The organism is Pseudoxanthomonas sp. PXM03, from assembly GCF_014852005.1.
Lineage (GTDB): Bacteria > Pseudomonadota > Gammaproteobacteria > Xanthomonadales > Xanthomonadaceae > Pseudoxanthomonas_A.
In genome coordinates this window covers 433,535-450,785 of record NZ_JACVAU010000002.1, presented here as the reverse complement: position 1 = coordinate 450,785, position 17,251 = coordinate 433,535, and the positions used below count along the sequence as shown (strand labels likewise).

The window sequence follows — 17,251 nt, the reverse complement described above, 5'->3', positions numbered from 1 at the left end:
ATCCAGGCCAGCCGCCCCGGGGAGGGCCGTCAGTCGCCGGTCAGAAGTACGCGCGGATGCCGAAGGCCACGCCGCGGCCCGGCAGCGGCGCGTAGTCGCGCAGCAACGAGGTATGCGGGCGGGCTTCTTCGTCGGTCAGGTTGCTGCCATCCAGGAACACTTCCCAGCTTGATGCCGTGCGATCCCAGCGATATGCCAAGTGCGCATCCACCAGCGTGTAGCCGTCACTCGGCTCCTCGTTCTGTGCAAGGTCGTCCTGCTTGCTGTAGCGAACCGCACCCAGCGACGCGCGCCAGCCACCCAGCGACCAGCCCAGGTCGGCCCCGACGCGCATCGGTGCGATACGCGGCAGGTGACCGCCCTGTGCGATGTCCACTTCGTAACCATGCGTGTGGTCGCCATGCGGTACCTCGAAGGCCACCGTCCGCATGCCGTTGCCATCGAGCTCCGCACGCACGTAGTCGCCGTACACGCGCAGGTCCCATGCGCCGGCGGCGGTATCGGCGAGCTGGATCTTCGCTTCGGCCTCGGCGCCGGTGAAGGTGGCGTCGTCCTGCGTCCACAGGCGCACCGGATAGCCTTCCTCTTCCACGCCGGTATCGGTGAGGTAGATGAAGTCCTTGAACTTCGTCTGGTAGACCGCCAGCTTCAGGTCGACGCGATCGGTGTGCCAATGCGCGCCGATTTCCGCGCGCACGCCCTTCTCGGTGTCCAGCGAAGCGTCACCGATCTCGATGGACTGCGTGGCGACGTGGGTGCCGCCGGCGAACAGTTCCTCATTCGTGGGCGCACGCTCGGAACGGTCCAGCCCGAAGCGCAGGTCGAAGCCGTCGCTCAGGCGCCAGATCGCGGCGGCAGAAAGATTGACCGCATTGAAGTCGCTTGCGGCACGGTCATCCGGCTTCAATTCGACCTTGTCGTAGCGGCCGCCCAGTTCCAGCTTCCACGGGCCGAAGTCCTTTTCCTGCACCACGAAGAAACCCAGGGTGTCGGTGACGGTCGACGGCACGAACGCTTCATCGCCCACGGCGCTGAAATCGGTGCTGCCGAACTGCAGGCCGAAGGCGCCGCGCCAGCCATTCCATTCCTTCTGCACGGCTTCAAGGCGCGCGTCGTAGCCTTCATTGGTGAAACGGGTGCCGACCTCGCCACCTTCCAGCTCCACATGCTCGTAATCGTTCCAGGCCGCGCGCAGGTTGAGGCTCTGCAGGAACGACACCGGGTCGTAGATGCCGGTTTTCAGGTCCAGCCGGTTCTGCACCATGTCGATCCGTACCGCGCCTTCCTCGTGCTCTTCGTGGTCGTGGTCTTCCTCGCCGTCATGGTCGTGGTCATGATCCTCTTCGCCATGCACGTGCGCGCCGGCAGGAATGCCGTAGTCGGTGCGGTAGGTGCTGGTGGCCAGGCCGAAGTAGCCGCGGTCGCCGAGATAGGTCGCGCCGATGGCGCCGGCGCGCGTCTTCACCGAGCTGTTCGGCAACGTGCCGCGGGGCTGCGGTTCCTCTTCGTGTTCTTCGCCTTCCTCGTGGTCGTGCAGGATGGCCACGCCCGGGATGTCGTAGTCATCGGTGTCGCGGACCAGGCCATCGACATGCAGCACCCAGTTCCGGTTGACGCCGTCGAGGCGGAACATGCCGGTGCGTTCTTCGTTGACGGTGTTGCCGCGCACTTCCGCGCGTCCGCTCAGTGGCTGGTCCGGGATCGATTCGGCCAGCCGGCCATCGACCACGTTGACGGCACCCCCTATGGCGCCGCTGCCGAACAGCAGGGTGGCGGGCCCCTTCAGTACTTCGATCTGATCGGCGAGGAACGGCTCGATGCTGACCGCGTGGTCGGCGGAGACCGTGGAGGCGTCCATCGAGCCGATGCCGCCGGACAGCACCTGCACGCGCGGGCCTTCCTGGCCGCGGATGATCGGGCGACCCACGCCCGTGCCGAAATAGGTGGTCTGCACGCCCGGCAGCTTCGCCACCGTCTCGCCCAGGGTGCCGGCCTTGGCCTTGTCCAGCGCTTCTCCGTACAGGACCTCCACCGGGGTGGCGACGGATTCGGCATTGCCCTTCAACGGTGAGGCGGTCACCACGACGGCGTCCAGATCCTTGGCCTGGGGGGCTCCGGCGTCGTCCGCCAGCGCGGCGGGAGAGGCCAGCGCCAGGGCGAGGGCGGCGGCGAGCAGGTGGGGGGCGGGAGGGGCGCGACGCGGGGATGGCATGGGCGTGGATTCACTCATGGTGGGGAAGTTGAAGATGTTATAATATACCAATAGTGACAATATAACCCTCCCGGAAGTCATACTTGTCCCCATGAAGTCCTCCCTCCGCTTCTTCATCGATCGCTTCGCCGCTGCCGGATCGCTGGTGTGTGCATTGCATTGCGCGATCACCCCCCTGATGTTGGCCGCGATTCCCTCGTTGGGCCTGTCCGTGTGGCTGGGCGACGGGTTCGAGCGTGGCTTCGTGACCTTCGTGACCGTGCTGGGCCTTTTCAGCCTGCTCTGGGGCTATCGCCGCCACCGTGCCTTCCGCGCGCTGGGCATGCTCCTGTTCGGCCTGGCGGCTCTGTGGGCGGGTGTGCTGTATGCACCCCTGCACGAAGCCGTGGTGCCGCACGCCATCGTCATGACCGTGGGCGGCACGCTGGTCGGCCTGGCCCACCTGCTGAACCTGCGCCTGAACCACTGGCACATCCACGACGCCAGCTGCGCCCACTGAGCGCCTGCCCGTGACGCCGGCAGGGGCCGGGAAGGCCCCGCTGTGGTAGGCTTTGCGGCCTCGCGCGCAGCGCCCCGATCCGGTGGTCGCACGTGCAATCGCCCTGACCCGGGCGTACTTTTCAGTGAATCAGGAGAACAAAGATGGGCAAGGGTGATCGCAAGACGGCCAAGGGCAAGCGCTATTCGTCCAGCTACGGCAATGCACGCAAGCACACGGTCGCCAAGGCGGGCGTGGCTGCCACCGCCACCGCCAAGAAGTCGGTCGTGAAGACCCCGGCGAAGAAGGCCGTGGCCAAGAAGGCTGTCGCCAAGGCGTAAGCCAACCGCGCCGGCAAGCCCGGCAGCGCGTGCGAAACCCCGGCCCATGCCGGGGTTTTCGTTTTTCTAGCCAGGGGTGACGAGGCGGCCACCCACGTGCACCGCCGACACCAGGTCGCCGCCGAGCCAGTAGGCGAGCTGCGCGGGCTGGCCGATGCGCCAGCGCACGAAGTCCGCGCGTTGACCGGCCTGCAGGCGTCCACGATCCGACACGCCCAATGCCCGTGCCGCATGCACGGTGGCGCCGCGCAAGGCTTCCTCGGGCGTCAGGCGGAAATGCGTGCACGCCAGCGACATCGCCAGCCGCAGGGATTGCAGCGGCGACGTGCCGGGATTGCAATCCGTCGCCACCGCCATCGGCACGCCCTGTGCACGGAAGGCATCCAGTGGCGGCAATCTGGTTTCGCGCAGCACGTGGAACGCGCCCGGCAACAGCACGGCAACGCTGCCTGCCTGCTTCATGGCGGCAACACCGGCTTCCGAGGTGTACTCCACATGGTCCGCCGACAGCCCGTCAAAGCCGGCGACCAGCGCAGCCCCACCGCCATCGCTCAACTGGTCGGCGTGCAGTTTCACGGGGAGCCCCAAAGCGCGTGCGGTTTCGAACACCCGCTGCGTCTGCGCCGCAGTGAAGCCGATGCGTTCGCAGAAGGCGTCCACCGCATCCACCAGTCCTTCCGCATGCAGCAACGGCAGCCAGTCGCACACGGCGCCGATGTAGTCGTCGGCACGTCCTGCGTACTCGGGCGGCAACGCATGCGCACCCAGGAACGTGGTGTGTACCGTGATGCCGAGCGCAGCGCCGATGCGCCGGGCCACGCGCAGCATCTTGCGCTCGTTTTCGAGATCGAGGCCATAGCCGGACTTGATCTCCAGCGTGGTCACACCGTCGTCGCGCAGCGCGCGCGCGCGCGGCAGCGACTGTGCGAACAGGTCGTCCTCGCTGGCGGCACGGGTGGCTCGCACCGTGGACACGATGCCGCCTCCTGCACGCGCGATGTCTTCATAGCTGGCGCCCTGCAGGCGCTGTTCGAACTCGCCGGCGCGGTCGCCGCCGAACACGACATGCGTGTGGCAATCCACGAGGCCGGGCGTCACGCAGTCGCCGCCCGCATCGATAAAGGTGTCGGTCAGCGCATCCGGTGGCGCTGGCAGGCTGTCCATTGCGCCTGCGAACACCAGCACGCCCTCGCGCCAGCCCAGCGCGCCGTTCTCCACCACACCGTAGCCGGTGTCGCCTGTAAGCGTCACCACTCGCGCATTCACCAGTAGGCCGTCCCAACGGAGCGTCATGTGGTCAATCGCCTCCGCCGTCGCCACCGCCGTCCGCGTCGCCCTCGAAGCCATGGACGCTGCCGTTGCCGCCGTCGTCTCGATCCGTCTTCGCGGCCTTCAGGAACACGAAGATCGCAAAAAGGGCCGCCGCGACGAACAGCAGGGCGATTTCAAGAGCATCCATGGGCGTGCCAGAGCAGGGAGCGACGCGGTAGCCTAACGCACCCTTGTCGCCAGCCGTGAGCATTGCCATGTCCCCGCGTGATCCCAACGAAGCGCTGGCCGTCGCCGCTGACGGCGGATGGCGCGTCCCCGGCATCGCCAACCTGCATTCGCATGCCTTCCAGCGCGCGATGGCCGGCCTGGCGGAGCGACAGACGCATCCCGAGGACAGTTTCTGGACTTGGCGCGAGATCATGTACCGCTTCGCGGCCCGCATGACGCCCGACAGCATGTACGCGGTGGCAACGCAGCTGTATGCGGAAATGCTGGAAGTCGGTTACACGCAGGTATGCGAATTCCACTACGTGCACCACCAGCCGGACGGCACGCCTTATGCCGACCCGGCCGCGATGTCGAAGGCGGTGGTGGCCGCCGCGCGCGACACCGGCATCCGCATGACGCTGTTGCCCGTGCTGTACATGACCGGTGGTTTCGACGGACGCGAGCTTTCGCCACGGCAGCAGCGGTTCGGTCACGGCGTGGACGACTTCCTTCGCCTGTTCGACAGTTTGCGCTCCCTGCAAGATGACGCATTGCGCGTGGGCTGCGCGTTCCACAGCCTGCGTGCGGTGCCGGAAGCGGCCATGCGGCGCGTGCTGGAGGCACTGCCCGCCGACGCGCCGGTGCACATCCACATCGCCGAACAGGTGGGTGAGGTGCAGGACTGCCTGGCGCTGCGCCAGGCGCGGCCGGTCGAATGGCTGCTGGGCGAATGCCCCGTCGATCGTCGATGGACGCTGGTGCATGCCACGCACCTCACCGAAGCGGAGACGCGCGGCATCGCCGCCAGCGGCGCCACGGTGGCGATCTGTCCCACGACAGAAGCCAATCTGGGCGATGGGCTGTTCCCGCTGCGCGACTATCTGCAGGCGGGCGGACGGTGGGGCATCGGTTCGGACTCGCATGTCTCGGTGTCGCCCGTGGAGGAACTGCGCTGGCTGGAGTACGGCCAGCGCCTGGTCACGCGCCATCGCAACATCGCGGTGACGCCGGCATCCACCAGTGTCGGTGAGACGCTGGTGCGTGGCGTGCTGGCCAGCGCCGCGGATGCCACCGGCTTCGTGGGGACACAGGGGGATTCCGTCCTCCTGGACGGACATGCTCCCGCACTGGCGGGCGCCACGCAGGACGATGTCATCGACCGCTGGCTGTTTGCCGGCAATCGTCCGCTGGTGGAGGAGGTCCTGGTAGCGGGGCGCCAGGTCGTCGCCGGCGGGCGGCACGTGGCAGGCGAGGCCATCGCGCGACGTTACGCCGGCACGCTTCGGCAGCTGCTGCGGGATTGAAGGCGTGCGGGACGGGCCGTCACCGTCGCCGGTGCCATCCGCCGGATCGGGGGTTCCGTCGCGGGTAGTGCCCGCTCCATCCGATGCCGGCACGGCGCATGGACAGGCGCGGCAGCATGGCGGCCATCCCACCCGGAGCCATGTCATGACGTTCGCGCATTCCCTCGCCCTGACGCTGGCAGTGGCCAGCGGTTCCGTCCATGCCATGAGCGACGACGCACTGGCCGATCTCGTCAGCCAGCGCCTGCAGGGCGATCGCACGGGCGCGTGCATGGCAGTGGCCGTGATCGAAGGCGGCAGCGTAGCCCGCACGTTCCAGTGCGCGGATGGACGGGACATCGCGCGCATTGGCGCCGATGCCGCCTTCGAAATCGGCTCCGTCAGCAAGACCATGACAGCGGCGCTGCTGGCCGACCTGATCCTGCAGGGCAAGGGCTCGCTGGATGACCCGCTGTCCGCGTGGCTGCCGGTGGGCACCAGGCTGCCGGACTACCAGGGCAAGCCGATCCTGATCCGCCACGTGGTGACACACAGCTCGGGATTGCCCGCACTGCCGTCGCGCATGGCCGCGCCGAACGTGGACGATCCCTACGCCAGACTGGACGAGGCCGCGTTGCTCGCCTCGCTTGGCGACGTCACCCTGACCGCCGCACCCGGCACGACATTCGAATACTCGAACTTCGCCTCGATGGTGCTGTCCTACGCCGTCGCCCGCCGCGCCGGCACGGATATGGAAACCTTGCTGAAGCAGCGGCTGTTCGCGCCGCTCGGCATGCAGCACGCTTACATCGACCATGCACCGCCCGGCGTGCGTGCGGCGGTGGGGCACACGCCGAATGCGCGACCGGCTTCCGCCTGGCATTTCCATGCCAACCTCGCGGGCGTGGGTGGCGTGCGCGCCACGCTCGAGGACATGGTCCGCTACGTGCAGGGCCAGCTTGGTGGCGAGGCGACATCCGTCTCGCCCGCCCTGGCGCTGTCGCAGCAGAAGCTTTCCGATGCGCCACCGATGGCGATGAACTGGATGCTGATGCCGGTCGGGGAGCGCATCGTGCACGTGCACGAAGGCGGTACCGGTGGCTTCTCGTCCTTCGTGTCGTTCGACAAGGACGGGCAGCGGGGCGTGGTGATCCTGTCCGACACCACCTGGAATTCGATCGGCAGCCTGGGCTCGCTGGGCCTGCATCTGGTCGACGCCCGCTTCCCGCTCGGCTCGCCGCGCCGCGAGAGCAAGGCGGATGCCGCACTGCTCGATGCGCTTGCCGGTGAGTACCAGCTCGCGGGCGGCATGAAGATGACCGTGCGCCGGAAGGGCGACGCGCTGGAGATCCAGCCCGCCGGGCAGGGCGCCTATGCGATGGGGCACGACACTGCGGGCGATTTCTACCCACGCGAGTTCGATGCCGTCCTGCGGCCGCAGCGTACGGCGGAGGGACAGTCGTTCACATGGATGCAGATGGGCGCCACTCTGCCGGCCAGGCGCATGGATGCCACCGCGTCGTCGAAGCCCGCGTTGAAGCTCGACGCCGCCGTGCTCCGCGACTACGAAGGCGAATACCCGCTCATGCCCGCGTTCGCGCTCACCGTGAAGGCGCAGGGCGGGACGCTGACCATCCAGGGCACCGGCCAGCCGGCGCTGCCCGTGCAGGCGGTGGCGCCGGACGTGTTCGTGATGGACGCCGTCGGTGCCGAGATACGCTTTGAGCGGGATGCGGCGGGCAAGGTGGTTGCATTGACGCTGAAGCAGGCCGGCCACCAGCTGCGCGGCGAGAGGAAGTAGCCATGGATCGCGATTACTCCCTGCGCCAGAAGCTGCCACCCGAGGTGCTGGTGGGTGGCAACGCGGTGTGGAGCCGTTATCGCCAGTACCCGGTGTTCGGCCGGCAGTGGTTGCTCGGTCGCAGTCTGCTGTTCTGCGGCGTGATCGCGGTGGTCGCCGCCTTCATAGGGGCCGGTGTCGGCATGGCGGTGCAGGATCTCGCCATCGCGCTGAAGGTGGCGGCGACGCAGTTCGTCGCCTTCAGCCTGATGGCGACGCTGGGGCCGGCGCTCGCCACTGCAGTGCGCCATCGTGGCTGGCCGGTTGCATGGGAGCGCAAGGCCGTGGTGATCGCCGTCCTGGTCGGCATGGTGCTCAGTTTCTTCGTCGATCGCGTGGCGTCTTCGTACATTGACCAGTTGGTGAGGCCGGAACTGGCTGCCGCCGGACTGCCCATGAAGCCGCCTGTGCTTTCACCCGTGATGAAAGCCATCGGCCTGGCCGTCAACATCGCCGCACTGGTGGTGGTCTATGGCCTGTTTGGTGGCGGTCTGGCCTTGCGCGCGTATTTCAGCGAGCACCGTCGATGGGAAGATCATCATCGCCTGCGCGAACTGACCGCACTCGAAGATCGCGTGCACGAAGCGGACCTGCGCCTGGGTGTGCTGCAGGCCCAGGTGGAGCCGCATTTCCTGTTCAATACCCTGGCCTCGGTGCGCGCACTGGTGCGACAGGATCCCGCTCAGGCGGAGGCCACGCTGGACGCGCTGGTCGCCTTCCTGCGCGCCACCATCCCCAAGCTGCGCGACGACCGCGGGCTGCATGCCACGCTGGGGCAGCAACTGGACATCGTCACCAGCTACCTCGCGCTGATGCAGGTGCGGATGGGCGGGCGACTGGCGTACACGGTGCAGGTGGACGACGCGCTTCGCGCGCTGCCATTCCCACCCTCATTGCTGATCACGCTGGTGGAGAACGCGATCAAGCACGGCATCGAGCCGCGCCCGGGCCCGGGGCGCATCGAGGTGGCGGCGGTCGTTGAAGGCGAGCAGTTGTGCGTCCGGGTCATCGACGATGGGGCCGGCCTGCAGCCTGGCCTGAGCACCGGCGTGGGATTGGCGAACGTGCGGGAGCAACTCGCCGCACGCTACGGTGCGCAGGCGGACTTCGCGCTGTCGCCACGGTCGGACGGCCGCGGTGTTTGCGCCGGGATCCGCGTGCCGCTACGGTCGCAGATATGAGTCGTATCACCGCCGTGATCGCCGAGGATGAAGCGCCGCAACGACGCGCGCTGCAGCAGCAGTTGCACGCTGCGTGGCCGGAACTCGAAATCGTGGCGGTATGCGAGGACGGCGTGTCCGCACTGGAGGCCGTGGCGCGGCATCGTCCCCGGATCGCTTTCCTCGACATCCGCATGCCGGGCGTCAACGGACTGGACGTGGCCCGCAAGGTGGTCGAACAGGAGGGACTGGTGGTTTTCACCACCGCCTACGAGGATTACGCGATCCGCGCCTTCGAGGCGGGCGCTGCGGACTACCTGCTCAAGCCTGTGCAGGACGCGCGGCTGGTGCAGGCGGTGGAGCGCGTGAGGGAGCGGCTTGCAAATCCGCGCGCGCCTGATCTTCGTGCGCTGATCGACGATCTCGAGGCGCGCCTGCGTCCGCAGGGGGAACGGCTCATTCGCTGGATCACCGCCAGCGTCGGCGACAGTGTGCGCATGATTGCCATCGATGAGGTGCTGTTCTTCCAGGCACAGGACAAATACGTGCGGGTGGCGACCGCCGATGACGACGCGATCATCCGCATGCCGCTGAAGGAACTGCTGGGCGGACTTGATCACGATGTGTTCTGGCAGGTGCACCGCGGCGTGCTGGTACGCGTGCAGGCCATCGACCGCGTGCGCAAGGACGAACTCGGCCGACACCAGCTCAGCGTGAAGGGCCGCAACGATGTGCTGCCGGTCAGCGCCGCGTTCCAGCAGCGTTTCCGCGGCATGTAGGCGACCTCAGCCGAACAGGTCGTCCGCCCTCGCCAGCGCGCCTTCCAGCTCCAGCAGGAACTGCTTGGTCGGCAGGCCGCCACCGAAGCCCGTCAGCGAACCGTCAGCACCGATCACGCGATGACAGGGCAGCACGATGGGCAGCGGATTGCGCCCGTTGGCGGCACCGACGGCGCGCATCGCGGTGGGTTTTCCAACGCGCTGCGCCAGTTGCGCGTAGCTGACCGTTTCCCCGTAGGCGATGCCGGCCAGCGCCAGCCACACGGTGCGCTGGAAGTCGGTGCCGCGCGGTGCCAGCGGCAGATCGAACGCGCGGCGCGTCGCGGCGAAATACTCATCCAGTTGGCGCGCGGCCAGATCGAGCACGGGATGTTGCCCCTCCGTCCATTCAGCACGGTTCGCGGGGTGGCGGTTGCGCGGGAATTCGATCGCATGCAGGCCGTCGTCGGTCGCGGCCAGGGTGAGCGTGCCGACAGGGCTGGCGAGGTGGCGGAAGAGGATCATGGCGAGGGCAGGATAAGGGAGCTCGGATCTAGGAGCCACGTGAGTCGCGACCGCATGAGTGAAATGTTCGCTGTCGTTGAAGGATCCCGCTCGCGACTCACGTCGCTCCTGCAGGAGAGCGTGGCTTCTGCGCGGCCATGCTCGCCTTCCACACGTGGATCACCGCATACGCGCGCCACGGCCGCCAGGCTTCCGCGCGTGCCGTCAGGGCTTTCGCTGTCATCCGCGTGCCATCCGTCGGCACGGCCTTCTGCAGGACCAGATCGTCGGCAGGAAACGCGTCCGGATGACCGAGTGCGCGCAGCGCCATGTAGTGCGCTGTCCACGGACCGATGCCGGGCAGGGCTACCCAGCGTGCAGTGAAATCGTCCAGCGTCCGCTCCGGGTTGAAGTCTACGCGACCTTCGATCACTGCACGCGCAAGCCCGCGTATCGTGGCGGCGCGCGCACGGGTCAGGCCGATCTCGGTCAGATCCACGTCGGCGATCGCGTCAGGCGTCGGAAACATCTGCGTCAGTGCCCCGAACGGTGTCGCCAGCGCGGTTCCATACCGTTGCGCCAGGCGGGCGGTCAGCGTGCGCGCGGCGGCCACGCTGACCTGCTGGCCGATGACGGCCCGCACTGCGATCTCGAAGCCATCCCAGCCGCTGGGCAACCGCAGGCCCGGCCGCTCGCGCAGCAACGGACGCAGGCGCGCGTCGCCCTCCAGCGCGTACGCGATGGCCTGCGGGTCCGCATCCAGATCGAACATGCGGCGCAGGCGGTGCACGATCCCCAGCAGTTCGGCAGGTGCCGCACCGTGCAATTCCAGCTTCAGGGCATGTGGGTCCTTCCCATCCCATGCGCTTACCCGCAACCAGCCCGGCGCAGCCCCCGTGCCGATCACGCGTGAATACCCGTGCCCATCCACGGCTTCCACGCCGGGCAGGGCGCGTCCGCGCAGGAAATCCAGCATCGCGGCAAAGTCGTAGGGCGGCCGGTAGCCCAGGCGGAGCGTCATGATCTCGTGCGAAGGCGGCGCATCGCGCTTGCGCAGATCGCGCGGTGCCATGCGGTATTCCTCGCGGAAGGCGGTGTTGAACCGGGTCAGGCTGCCGAACCCCGCTGCCAGGGCCACCTGCGTGATCGGCAGCGCGGTATCGGTGAGCAGCTGCTTGGCGAACAGCAGGCGCCGCGTGCCGTGCACGCCCGCAGGCGTCGCACCCAGGCGTTCGGTGAACAGGCGCCGCAGCTGCCGTTCGCCCAATCCGACTTTCCCGGCCAGTGCGGACAACGGTGCGTCCACCAGCGCGCCCTGGTCGATCAGCTTCAGTGCGCGTGCCACCACCGCATCGCCGCGTCGCCAGGTGCCGTCGCCGGGGGCGAGTTCCGGGCGGCAGCGCAGACACGGGCGGAAGCCGGCGGCCTCTGCGGCGGCGGCGTGCCGGTAGTAGACGATGTTCGCCGGCTTCGGTGCCGGGGCCGGGCATACCGGCCGGCAGTAGATGCGGGTACTGGTGACGGCGGTGAAGAACAGGCCGTCGAAGCGCGCATCGCGGCTCAGGCGCGCCTGTTCGCAGACATGCGGGTCGGGCAGGGCGGTGGCATCGGCGGGAAGCATGCGGGAAGGCTAGCACCGGCCCTGCGCGTGGACTCCCCGTTTCCGGACATCAATGCGGCATGTCCGCCCGCGGTGCCAGCACCGGCGCGAAGGTATCGGCCGTGCCGTCGTTGCGCGCCGGCGCGAGGCCCAGCAACGTCGCCAGCAGCGGGTACACGTCCACGTTGTCGAACGCTGGCAGCGTTGCGCCACGGCGGAAACTGGGCCCCGCCGCCACGAACACCGCGCGCATGGAGGGCAGGGTGTTGTCGTACCCATGCGAACCGCGGTTCAGCCGGTCCTTCGGCACGCGCTGCAGTTGCTCGGCTGGCAGGGCATTCCACCCTTCATCGAACTGGCAGACGATCGCGGGCACGCGCGGATGCCTGCCGTAGTGCCAGCGGGCCGGCAGATCCTGCTTGCGCCAGCATTGGTAGTGGTCGTGCCGACCGAGCAGGCGGTGTCCGGCGGCGGCTTCGTGGCCTGGGCGCGGATTGAAGCCGATCACCTGTCCCGTGCTGACCGCCTCGGCCTGCTCGAACGCGGCCATGTCTTCCAGCGCGATGTACTGGTCCGGTGCCACCGGCGCCATGCCGTGGTCGGAGACCACCACGAGGTCCGTGGACGTGCGCAGTCCGCGTGCATCCAGTGCCTGCATGATGCGGCCCACGGCGGCATCCACTTCGCGGATCGCCGCCAGGGTTTCCGGCGCATCCGGGCCTTTGTCGTGGCCCACGTTGTCCACCCGCTCGAAATACAGCGCCGCCAGGTGGGGGCGCGTCGCCGCGGGCTCGGTCAGCCAGCCGGCAACCTGGTCCGCGCGCTCGAGCGAACTGATCTCCGGGGAATAGGGGACCCACCGCGTGGGACGACGGCCATCGATGGGGGCCGCGTTGCCTGGCCACGCCCAGATCGCAGTGCGCAGGCCGGCCTTCTCGGCGGTATTCCAGATCGGTTCACCCTGCCACCAGCGCGCATCCGCGCCCGCTGCTTTGTCGGCCACCTTGAAGCCGCCCACGGCGTCATCGCGCATGCTGTTGTGGATGATGCCGTGGCGGTCCGGCCGCAGCCCCGTGACCAGGGTGAAGTGGTTGGGAAACGTCAGCACCGGGTAGGAGGGATTCATCCATGCCGCGTGCACGCCCTCGGCCGCCAGGCGGTCAAGGTTGGGCGTGTTGCCGCGTGCCAGCGCGCTGGCGGCCAGGCCGTCGATGGAAATCAGCACGACGCTGTGCCGCGTGGAGGGCGTCGGGGCGGTGGAGGGGGTGGTGGCGCAACCGGCCGTCCAGAGCAGGACGGCCAGCACCGTCACCCTGACCAATGGCAGGCGCATGCGGTACGTAGAGGAGCTGGAATCCATGACAGCTTGGCAGACTCCGGGGAAATCCGCATGACAACGCTCCTCCGACTTTCGTGCACGCTGGCGTTGGGGCTGCTGGCCGGTGATGCGTTGGCCGTGCCGCCGGAAACCACGCGACAGGCCGAATGCGCCGTCTGGCAGCGCGAACTCAGCTTCGCCCAGTCCGTCGCCGACCACGATGCCGCCGCATTCGCCGAGCACCTGCATCCCGACGCCGCCTTCGGTGTCAGCCGCGCGCCGACACGGGGACGCGAGGCCATCACCATGGAATGGGCACCGCTGATAGAAGGCAAGACCCTGAAGCTGCGCTGGTACCCGGCGGTCGTGACCCTCGGCGGCGATGGCCGCACGGCCTATTCCAGCGGTCCGGCCCTGTACGAAGACCCGGCGACCGGCGAGCACAGGATCGGCCGCTTCGGCTCGGTATGGCATCGGGGCGATGACGGCACATGGCGTGTCCTGTTCGACGATGGCGTGTCCCCGCAGAAGGCCGATGCGGCGGCCGTGCAACGCTTCCACGAAGGGCGCAAGGCGCAGTGCCCGCCTGCCTGAGTTCCGCTTAAACGGTCAGGACGTCCAGACTCACATTCACCCGTGGCGAGGCGTAACGTAGCGCCCACACGCTCGCCCGGGAGTCGATCATGAAACACCTGACCCTCTTCGCTTTCGCTGCCTGCCTGGCGGCCACCGCCGCGCACGCCGAATCGCCTGTCGCCGCAGCGCAACCCGCAGCTTCTCCGGAGACGGCTGTCGCCGAAACCCGCGCCGCGACGCCAGCCAGCGATGCCGAGGCCGCCTCCGCAGCCACCGAAAAGCCGCCCGTGTCGGAAGCCAACTGCGTGCGCCAGACCGGCAGCCGCATCCGTCCGCGCGATCACAAGACGGCCTGCAACGGTCTTCCGGGCCGTGCGTACACCAAGGAAGATCTCGACCGTACCGGTCACCTCAACCTGGCTGACGCGCTGCGCTCGCTGGATTCCTCCATCCGGTAGTTCCGCAACGGCACACGCCTTCCCGGTACCGGATCGACCGGAAGGCAAGCACTCCGGCGCGCGCTCCTCACGGAAGGGGAGCGCGCAACGCCTCAACAGTCGTCCGAACGCCCCGAGGCATACCGCAGCCCGCGCACCAGCTGCGCCATGACGTTCGCATCCGCATACACCGCCGCATCGTGTCCCAGCCCCGTGTACCAGCTGCGCCCGCCATCGAAGGCACGGCACCACGCGATGGGATGGTCGTCGCCCATCAGGCCGCCGTCGTATCCGCGTTCGTCCACCGTGGCGATCACCTGCACGCGCCCGCGCGGATTGGCGCGGTAGTTGTAGAGCTCGTCGGTGATCGGCCAGCGCTCACCCACGGGTTTCCCGCCATGCTCTGGCTGCACGTGCGTGGATTGCAGCCCCGGCGGGTGATCGTGGAAGTACGCGCCCACCAGTTGCCCGTACCAGGGCCAGTCGTACTCGGTGTCGGCCGCGGCATGCACGCCGACGAAGCCGCCGCCGTTGCGCACGAAGCCCTCGAGTGCCGCCTGCTGTGCATCGTCCAGCACGTCGCCCGTGGTGCTGGCGAACACCACCACGCGGTAACGCGCCAGATGGGCGGCGGTGAAGGCGCTGGCATCCTCGATGTGATCGACGACCATGCCTTGCGCCGTGGCGATCCGTTGCAGCGTTGCCACGGCTACCGGGATGGATTCGTGACGGAACTTCGCCGTCTTGGTGAACACCAGGATGCGGTCCGGTGGCGTGGCGGCCACAGGCGCCGCGCATGGCAGTCCGGCCAACAGAAAAGCGGAGAGAAGCAGGCGTAGGGCAGTCATGGCCCGGATTCTGCCACGCATGCCATCGCGCACTGCAGCATCGCCGCGGCTCGCGCAGGGCGGCGCCTCCCGCCGATAATGGCCGCATACCTGCATCTGGAACCTGCCATGTCCGATCCCCGCCACGACCCCTCCCGCGTCATCCGCGCCCCGCGCGGCAACACGCTGACCTGCAAGTCCTGGCTCAGCGAGGCGCCGTACCGGATGCTGCAGAACAACCTGGACGCGGAAGTCGCCGAAGACCCCACCTCGCTGGTGGTGTACGGCGGCATCGGCCGCGCCGCGCGCGACTGGGCCTGCTACGACGCCATCCTGAAGTCGCTGCGCGAACTGGACGACAACGAAACGTTGCTGGTGCAGTCCGGCAAACCGGTCGGCATTTTCCCCACGCATCCCGATGCGCCGCGCGTGCTGATCGCCAATTCCAACCTGGTGCCGCACTGGGCCACGTGGGAACACTTCAACGAACTCGATAAGAAGGGCCTGATGATGTACGGCCAGATGACGGCCGGTTCGTGGATCTACATCGGCAGCCAGGGCATCGTGCAGGGCACGTACGAGACCTTCGTGGAAATGGGGCGCCAGCATTACGGCGGCAACCTGGCCGGCAGGTGGATCCTCACCGCCGGCCTCGGCGGCATGGGCGGCGCGCAGCCGCTGGCCGCGGCGCTGGCCGGTGCGAGCTCGCTCAACATCGAATGCCGCCAGTCCAGCATCGACATGCGCCTGCGCACGTGCTACGTGGACGAGCAGGCCACCGACCTCGATGACGCCCTCGCGCGCATCGCGAAGTACACCGCGGCGGGCGAGGCGAAGTCCATCGCGCTGCTCGGCAACGCCGCGGAAATCCTGCCGGAGTTGGTGAAGCGTGGCGTACGCCCGGATGCGGTCACCGACCAGACCAGCGCGCACGATCCGGTGCACGGCTATCTGCCGATCGGCTGGACGGTGGAGCAGTGGCTGGCCGAACAGAAGGTCGAACCCGAGCGTGTGCGCGATGCCGCCAAGCAGGCCATGCGCGTGCACGTGGAAGCGATGCTGGCATTCCAGAAGATGGGAGTGCCGACGTTCGACTACGGCAACAATATCCGCCAGATGGCGTTCGACCAGGGCCTGAGGAACGCCTTCGATTTCCCCGGTTTCGTGCCGGCCTACGTGCGCCCGCTGTTCTGCCGCGGCGTGGGCCCGTTCCGCTGGGTCGCGCTCAGCGGCGATCCGGAGGACATCTACAAGACCGATGCCAAGGTGAAGGAACTGATTCCCGATGACGCACACCTGCACCGCTGGCTGGACATGGCGCGCGAGCGCATCAGTTTCCAGGGCCTGCCGGCGCGCATCTGCTGGGTCGGTCTGGGCCTGCGCCACAAGCTGGGCCTGGCCTTCAACGAGATGGTGCGCAATGGCGAACTGAAGGCGCCGGTGGTGATCGGGCGCGATCACCTCGATTCCGGCAGCGTGGCTTCGCCGAACCGCGAGACCGAGGCAATGAAGGACGGCAGCGACGCGGTCAGCGACTGGCCGCTGCTCAACGCGATGCTCAACGTTGCAGGCGGTGCCACCTGGGTGTCGCTGCACCACGGCGGTGGCGTGGGCATGGGCTACTCGCAGCACTCCGGCGTGGTCATCGTCTGCGACGGCACGGAGGAAGCCGACAAGCGCATCGCGCGGGTGCTGTGGAACGACCCGGGCACCGGCGTGATGCGGCATGCGGATGCGGGCTACGACATCGCCGTGCAGTGCGCGAAAGAGCAGGGATTGAAGCTGCCGATGGCGTGATGGCGTGATGCCCATGTCGCTACCAGACGGCCCGCGATCGCGGGCCGTCTGGCATGTATCTGCTTCGGCGACGGGCGTGCTTGCGATATGAGCCTGGCGGGCTGGCCGGACCCCATGGAGAACCATGTCAGAGTGCGGTCTGTTTCCGGTCATCTGCTTCGTCGCCCACATATCCCTGCCCAAAGGAACTCCAATGAAATACCTCGGCCTTGCCTACTTCACCCCCGGGAAGTTCGCCGCGATGAGCCCAGGCGACATCGAGGAACTGGTGAGCCAGTGCCCGGCACTGGACGAGAAGATGCGCGCTACCGGCAACGTGCTGGTTTCCGCGTCACTGGGAGACAGGGACGGCTGGGCGACGCTTCGCCCGCGCGATGGCAAGACCCTCGTCAGTGACGGGCCTTACACCGAGTCGAAGGAAGTGGTGGGTGGTCTTTTCATCATCGAGGCGGACAGCCGTGATGAGGCGTTGCGAATCGCGTCCATGCATCCGGCTGCCACGCTGGGCGAAGAGGGTGGATGGGCCGTCGAGCTCATTCCCGTGGATTTCTTCCTGGCGCGGTGACGGCCTGCGCGCGCGTCCAGGCGTGTTCTGGCACCCAAACTCCATCCATTCAATCACGATTTCACGAAGAGCCGCG

General features: G+C 67.9%; 17 protein-coding genes. 10 read left to right on the top strand and 7 right to left on the bottom strand.

The window, feature by feature from the left end:
- Positions 1–40: 40 nt before the first annotated feature.
- Positions 41–2,212: a TonB-dependent receptor gene (locus IB223_RS10875; protein WP_192201678.1), complete on the bottom strand. Its 2,172-nt coding sequence runs from the start codon at positions 2,210–2,212 to the stop codon at positions 41–43.
- Positions 2,213–2,303: 91 nt separating this feature from the next.
- Between IB223_RS10875 and IB223_RS10870 the strand changes: the two genes are divergently transcribed.
- Both IB223_RS10870 and IB223_RS10865 read left to right on the top strand, forming a co-directional pair.
- Positions 2,304–2,711: a MerC domain-containing protein gene (locus IB223_RS10870; RefSeq protein ID WP_192201676.1), complete on the top strand. Its 408-nt coding sequence runs from the start codon at positions 2,304–2,306 to the stop codon at positions 2,709–2,711.
- A 143-nt stretch (positions 2,712–2,854) separates the two neighbouring features.
- The gene (locus tag IB223_RS10865; RefSeq protein ID WP_142124535.1) at positions 2,855–3,031 is read left to right on the top strand and encodes a 30S ribosomal protein THX; all 177 of its coding nucleotides are present in this window, start codon (positions 2,855–2,857) and stop codon (positions 3,029–3,031) included.
- Between the two features lie 66 nt (positions 3,032–3,097).
- On the opposite strand, the gene hutI is transcribed toward IB223_RS10865, so the two are convergent.
- Positions 3,098–4,324 carry an imidazolonepropionase gene (gene hutI / locus IB223_RS10860; protein ID WP_192201675.1) on the bottom strand — a complete coding sequence of 409 codons (1,227 nt, stop codon included), beginning with the start codon at positions 4,322–4,324 and terminating at the stop codon, positions 3,098–3,100.
- A 4-nt stretch (positions 4,325–4,328) separates the two neighbouring features.
- Positions 4,329–4,559: a hypothetical protein gene (locus IB223_RS10855; protein ID WP_192201673.1), complete on the bottom strand. Its 231-nt coding sequence runs from the start codon at positions 4,557–4,559 to the stop codon at positions 4,329–4,331.
- On the opposite strand from IB223_RS10855, the gene IB223_RS10850 reads away from it, so the two are divergent.
- From IB223_RS10850 to IB223_RS10835, 4 genes are all read left to right on the top strand, one after another.
- Positions 4,558–5,814, top strand: a complete 1,257-nt coding sequence (locus IB223_RS10850; RefSeq protein WP_192201672.1) for a formimidoylglutamate deiminase — start codon at positions 4,558–4,560, stop codon at positions 5,812–5,814. The two genes, IB223_RS10855 and IB223_RS10850, sit on opposite strands and share 2 nt — an antisense overlap.
- 145 nt (positions 5,815–5,959) lie before the next feature.
- Entirely contained in the window at positions 5,960–7,594 is a 1,635-nt protein-coding gene (locus IB223_RS10845; RefSeq protein ID WP_192201671.1) for a serine hydrolase, read from the top strand.
- Between the two features lie 2 nt (positions 7,595–7,596).
- Positions 7,597–8,814 carry a histidine kinase gene (locus IB223_RS10840; protein WP_192201670.1) on the top strand — a complete coding sequence of 406 codons (1,218 nt, stop codon included), beginning with the start codon at positions 7,597–7,599 and terminating at the stop codon, positions 8,812–8,814.
- Positions 8,811–9,572: a LytTR family DNA-binding domain-containing protein gene (locus IB223_RS10835; protein WP_192201669.1), complete on the top strand. Its 762-nt coding sequence runs from the start codon at positions 8,811–8,813 to the stop codon at positions 9,570–9,572. Before IB223_RS10840 ends, IB223_RS10835 begins: the two co-directional genes overlap by 4 nt.
- A 6-nt stretch (positions 9,573–9,578) precedes the next feature.
- Here IB223_RS10835 and IB223_RS10830 read toward each other — a convergent pair whose 3' ends face one another.
- From IB223_RS10830 to IB223_RS10820, 3 genes are all read right to left on the bottom strand, one after another.
- A complete protein-coding gene (locus IB223_RS10830; protein WP_192201668.1) occupies positions 9,579–10,076 on the bottom strand; it encodes a methylated-DNA--[protein]-cysteine S-methyltransferase in 498 nt (165 codons plus the stop codon).
- Positions 10,077–10,173: 97 nt separating this feature from the next.
- Positions 10,174–11,676, bottom strand: coding sequence for a DNA-3-methyladenine glycosylase 2 (locus tag IB223_RS10825; protein WP_192201666.1), 1,503 nt, complete (start codon positions 11,674–11,676; stop codon positions 10,174–10,176).
- Between the two features lie 49 nt (positions 11,677–11,725).
- Positions 11,726–13,015, bottom strand: coding sequence for an ectonucleotide pyrophosphatase/phosphodiesterase (locus IB223_RS10820; protein ID WP_225591006.1), 1,290 nt, complete (start codon positions 13,013–13,015; stop codon positions 11,726–11,728).
- A 30-nt stretch (positions 13,016–13,045) separates the two neighbouring features.
- Between IB223_RS10820 and IB223_RS10815 the strand changes: the two genes are divergently transcribed.
- Together IB223_RS10815 and IB223_RS10810 are read left to right on the top strand one after the other, a co-directional pair.
- Complete coding sequence (locus IB223_RS10815; protein ID WP_192201664.1) at positions 13,046–13,567, top strand: nuclear transport factor 2 family protein; 522 nt, start codon at positions 13,046–13,048, stop codon at positions 13,565–13,567.
- An 89-nt stretch (positions 13,568–13,656) separates the two neighbouring features.
- A complete protein-coding gene (locus IB223_RS10810) occupies positions 13,657–14,007 on the top strand; it encodes a hypothetical protein (RefSeq protein WP_192201663.1) in 351 nt (116 codons plus the stop codon).
- A 92-nt stretch (positions 14,008–14,099) separates the two neighbouring features.
- Here the strand turns inward: IB223_RS10810 and IB223_RS10805 are convergent, their stop codons facing one another.
- Positions 14,100–14,834, bottom strand: a complete 735-nt coding sequence (locus IB223_RS10805; protein ID WP_192201662.1) for a ThuA domain-containing protein — start codon at positions 14,832–14,834, stop codon at positions 14,100–14,102.
- A 108-nt stretch (positions 14,835–14,942) separates the two neighbouring features.
- On the opposite strand from IB223_RS10805, the gene hutU reads away from it, so the two are divergent.
- Positions 14,943–16,610 carry a urocanate hydratase gene (hutU, locus tag IB223_RS10800; RefSeq protein ID WP_192201661.1) on the top strand — a complete coding sequence of 556 codons (1,668 nt, stop codon included), beginning with the start codon at positions 14,943–14,945 and terminating at the stop codon, positions 16,608–16,610.
- A gap of 193 nt (positions 16,611–16,803) precedes the next feature.
- Complete coding sequence (locus tag IB223_RS10795; protein WP_192201660.1) at positions 16,804–17,175, top strand: YciI family protein; 372 nt, start codon at positions 16,804–16,806, stop codon at positions 17,173–17,175.
- The last annotated feature ends 76 nt before the right edge of the window (positions 17,176–17,251 follow it).

What these genes read in the sequence shown, in the direction of transcription:
- IB223_RS10875 (WP_192201678.1), bottom strand. Translation starts at nt 2,212, where the DNA reads ATGCCATCCCCGCGTCGCGCCCCTCCCGCCCCCCACCTGCTCGCCGCC.
- IB223_RS10870 (WP_192201676.1), top strand. Translation starts at nt 2,304, where the DNA reads ATGAAGTCCTCCCTCCGCTTCTTCATCGATCGCTTCGCCGCTGCCGGA.
- IB223_RS10865 (WP_142124535.1), top strand. Translation starts at nt 2,855, where the DNA reads ATGGGCAAGGGTGATCGCAAGACGGCCAAGGGCAAGCGCTATTCGTCC.
- hutI (WP_192201675.1), bottom strand. Translation starts at nt 4,324, where the DNA reads ATGACGCTCCGTTGGGACGGCCTACTGGTGAATGCGCGAGTGGTGACG.
- IB223_RS10850 (WP_192201672.1), top strand. Translation starts at nt 4,558, where the DNA reads ATGTCCCCGCGTGATCCCAACGAAGCGCTGGCCGTCGCCGCTGACGGC.
- IB223_RS10855 (WP_192201673.1), bottom strand. Translation starts at nt 4,559, where the DNA reads ATGGCAATGCTCACGGCTGGCGACAAGGGTGCGTTAGGCTACCGCGTC.
- IB223_RS10845 (WP_192201671.1), top strand. Translation starts at nt 5,960, where the DNA reads ATGACGTTCGCGCATTCCCTCGCCCTGACGCTGGCAGTGGCCAGCGGT.
- IB223_RS10840 (WP_192201670.1), top strand. Translation starts at nt 7,597, where the DNA reads ATGGATCGCGATTACTCCCTGCGCCAGAAGCTGCCACCCGAGGTGCTG.
- IB223_RS10835 (WP_192201669.1), top strand. Translation starts at nt 8,811, where the DNA reads ATGAGTCGTATCACCGCCGTGATCGCCGAGGATGAAGCGCCGCAACGA.
- IB223_RS10830 (WP_192201668.1), bottom strand. Translation starts at nt 10,076, where the DNA reads ATGATCCTCTTCCGCCACCTCGCCAGCCCTGTCGGCACGCTCACCCTG.
- IB223_RS10825 (WP_192201666.1), bottom strand. Translation starts at nt 11,676, where the DNA reads ATGCTTCCCGCCGATGCCACCGCCCTGCCCGACCCGCATGTCTGCGAA.
- IB223_RS10820 (WP_225591006.1), bottom strand. Translation starts at nt 13,015, where the DNA reads ATGGATTCCAGCTCCTCTACGTACCGCATGCGCCTGCCATTGGTCAGG.
- IB223_RS10815 (WP_192201664.1), top strand. Translation starts at nt 13,046, where the DNA reads ATGACAACGCTCCTCCGACTTTCGTGCACGCTGGCGTTGGGGCTGCTG.
- IB223_RS10810 (WP_192201663.1), top strand. Translation starts at nt 13,657, where the DNA reads ATGAAACACCTGACCCTCTTCGCTTTCGCTGCCTGCCTGGCGGCCACC.
- IB223_RS10805 (WP_192201662.1), bottom strand. Translation starts at nt 14,834, where the DNA reads ATGACTGCCCTACGCCTGCTTCTCTCCGCTTTTCTGTTGGCCGGACTG.
- hutU (WP_192201661.1), top strand. Translation starts at nt 14,943, where the DNA reads ATGTCCGATCCCCGCCACGACCCCTCCCGCGTCATCCGCGCCCCGCGC.
- IB223_RS10795 (WP_192201660.1), top strand. Translation starts at nt 16,804, where the DNA reads ATGAAATACCTCGGCCTTGCCTACTTCACCCCCGGGAAGTTCGCCGCG.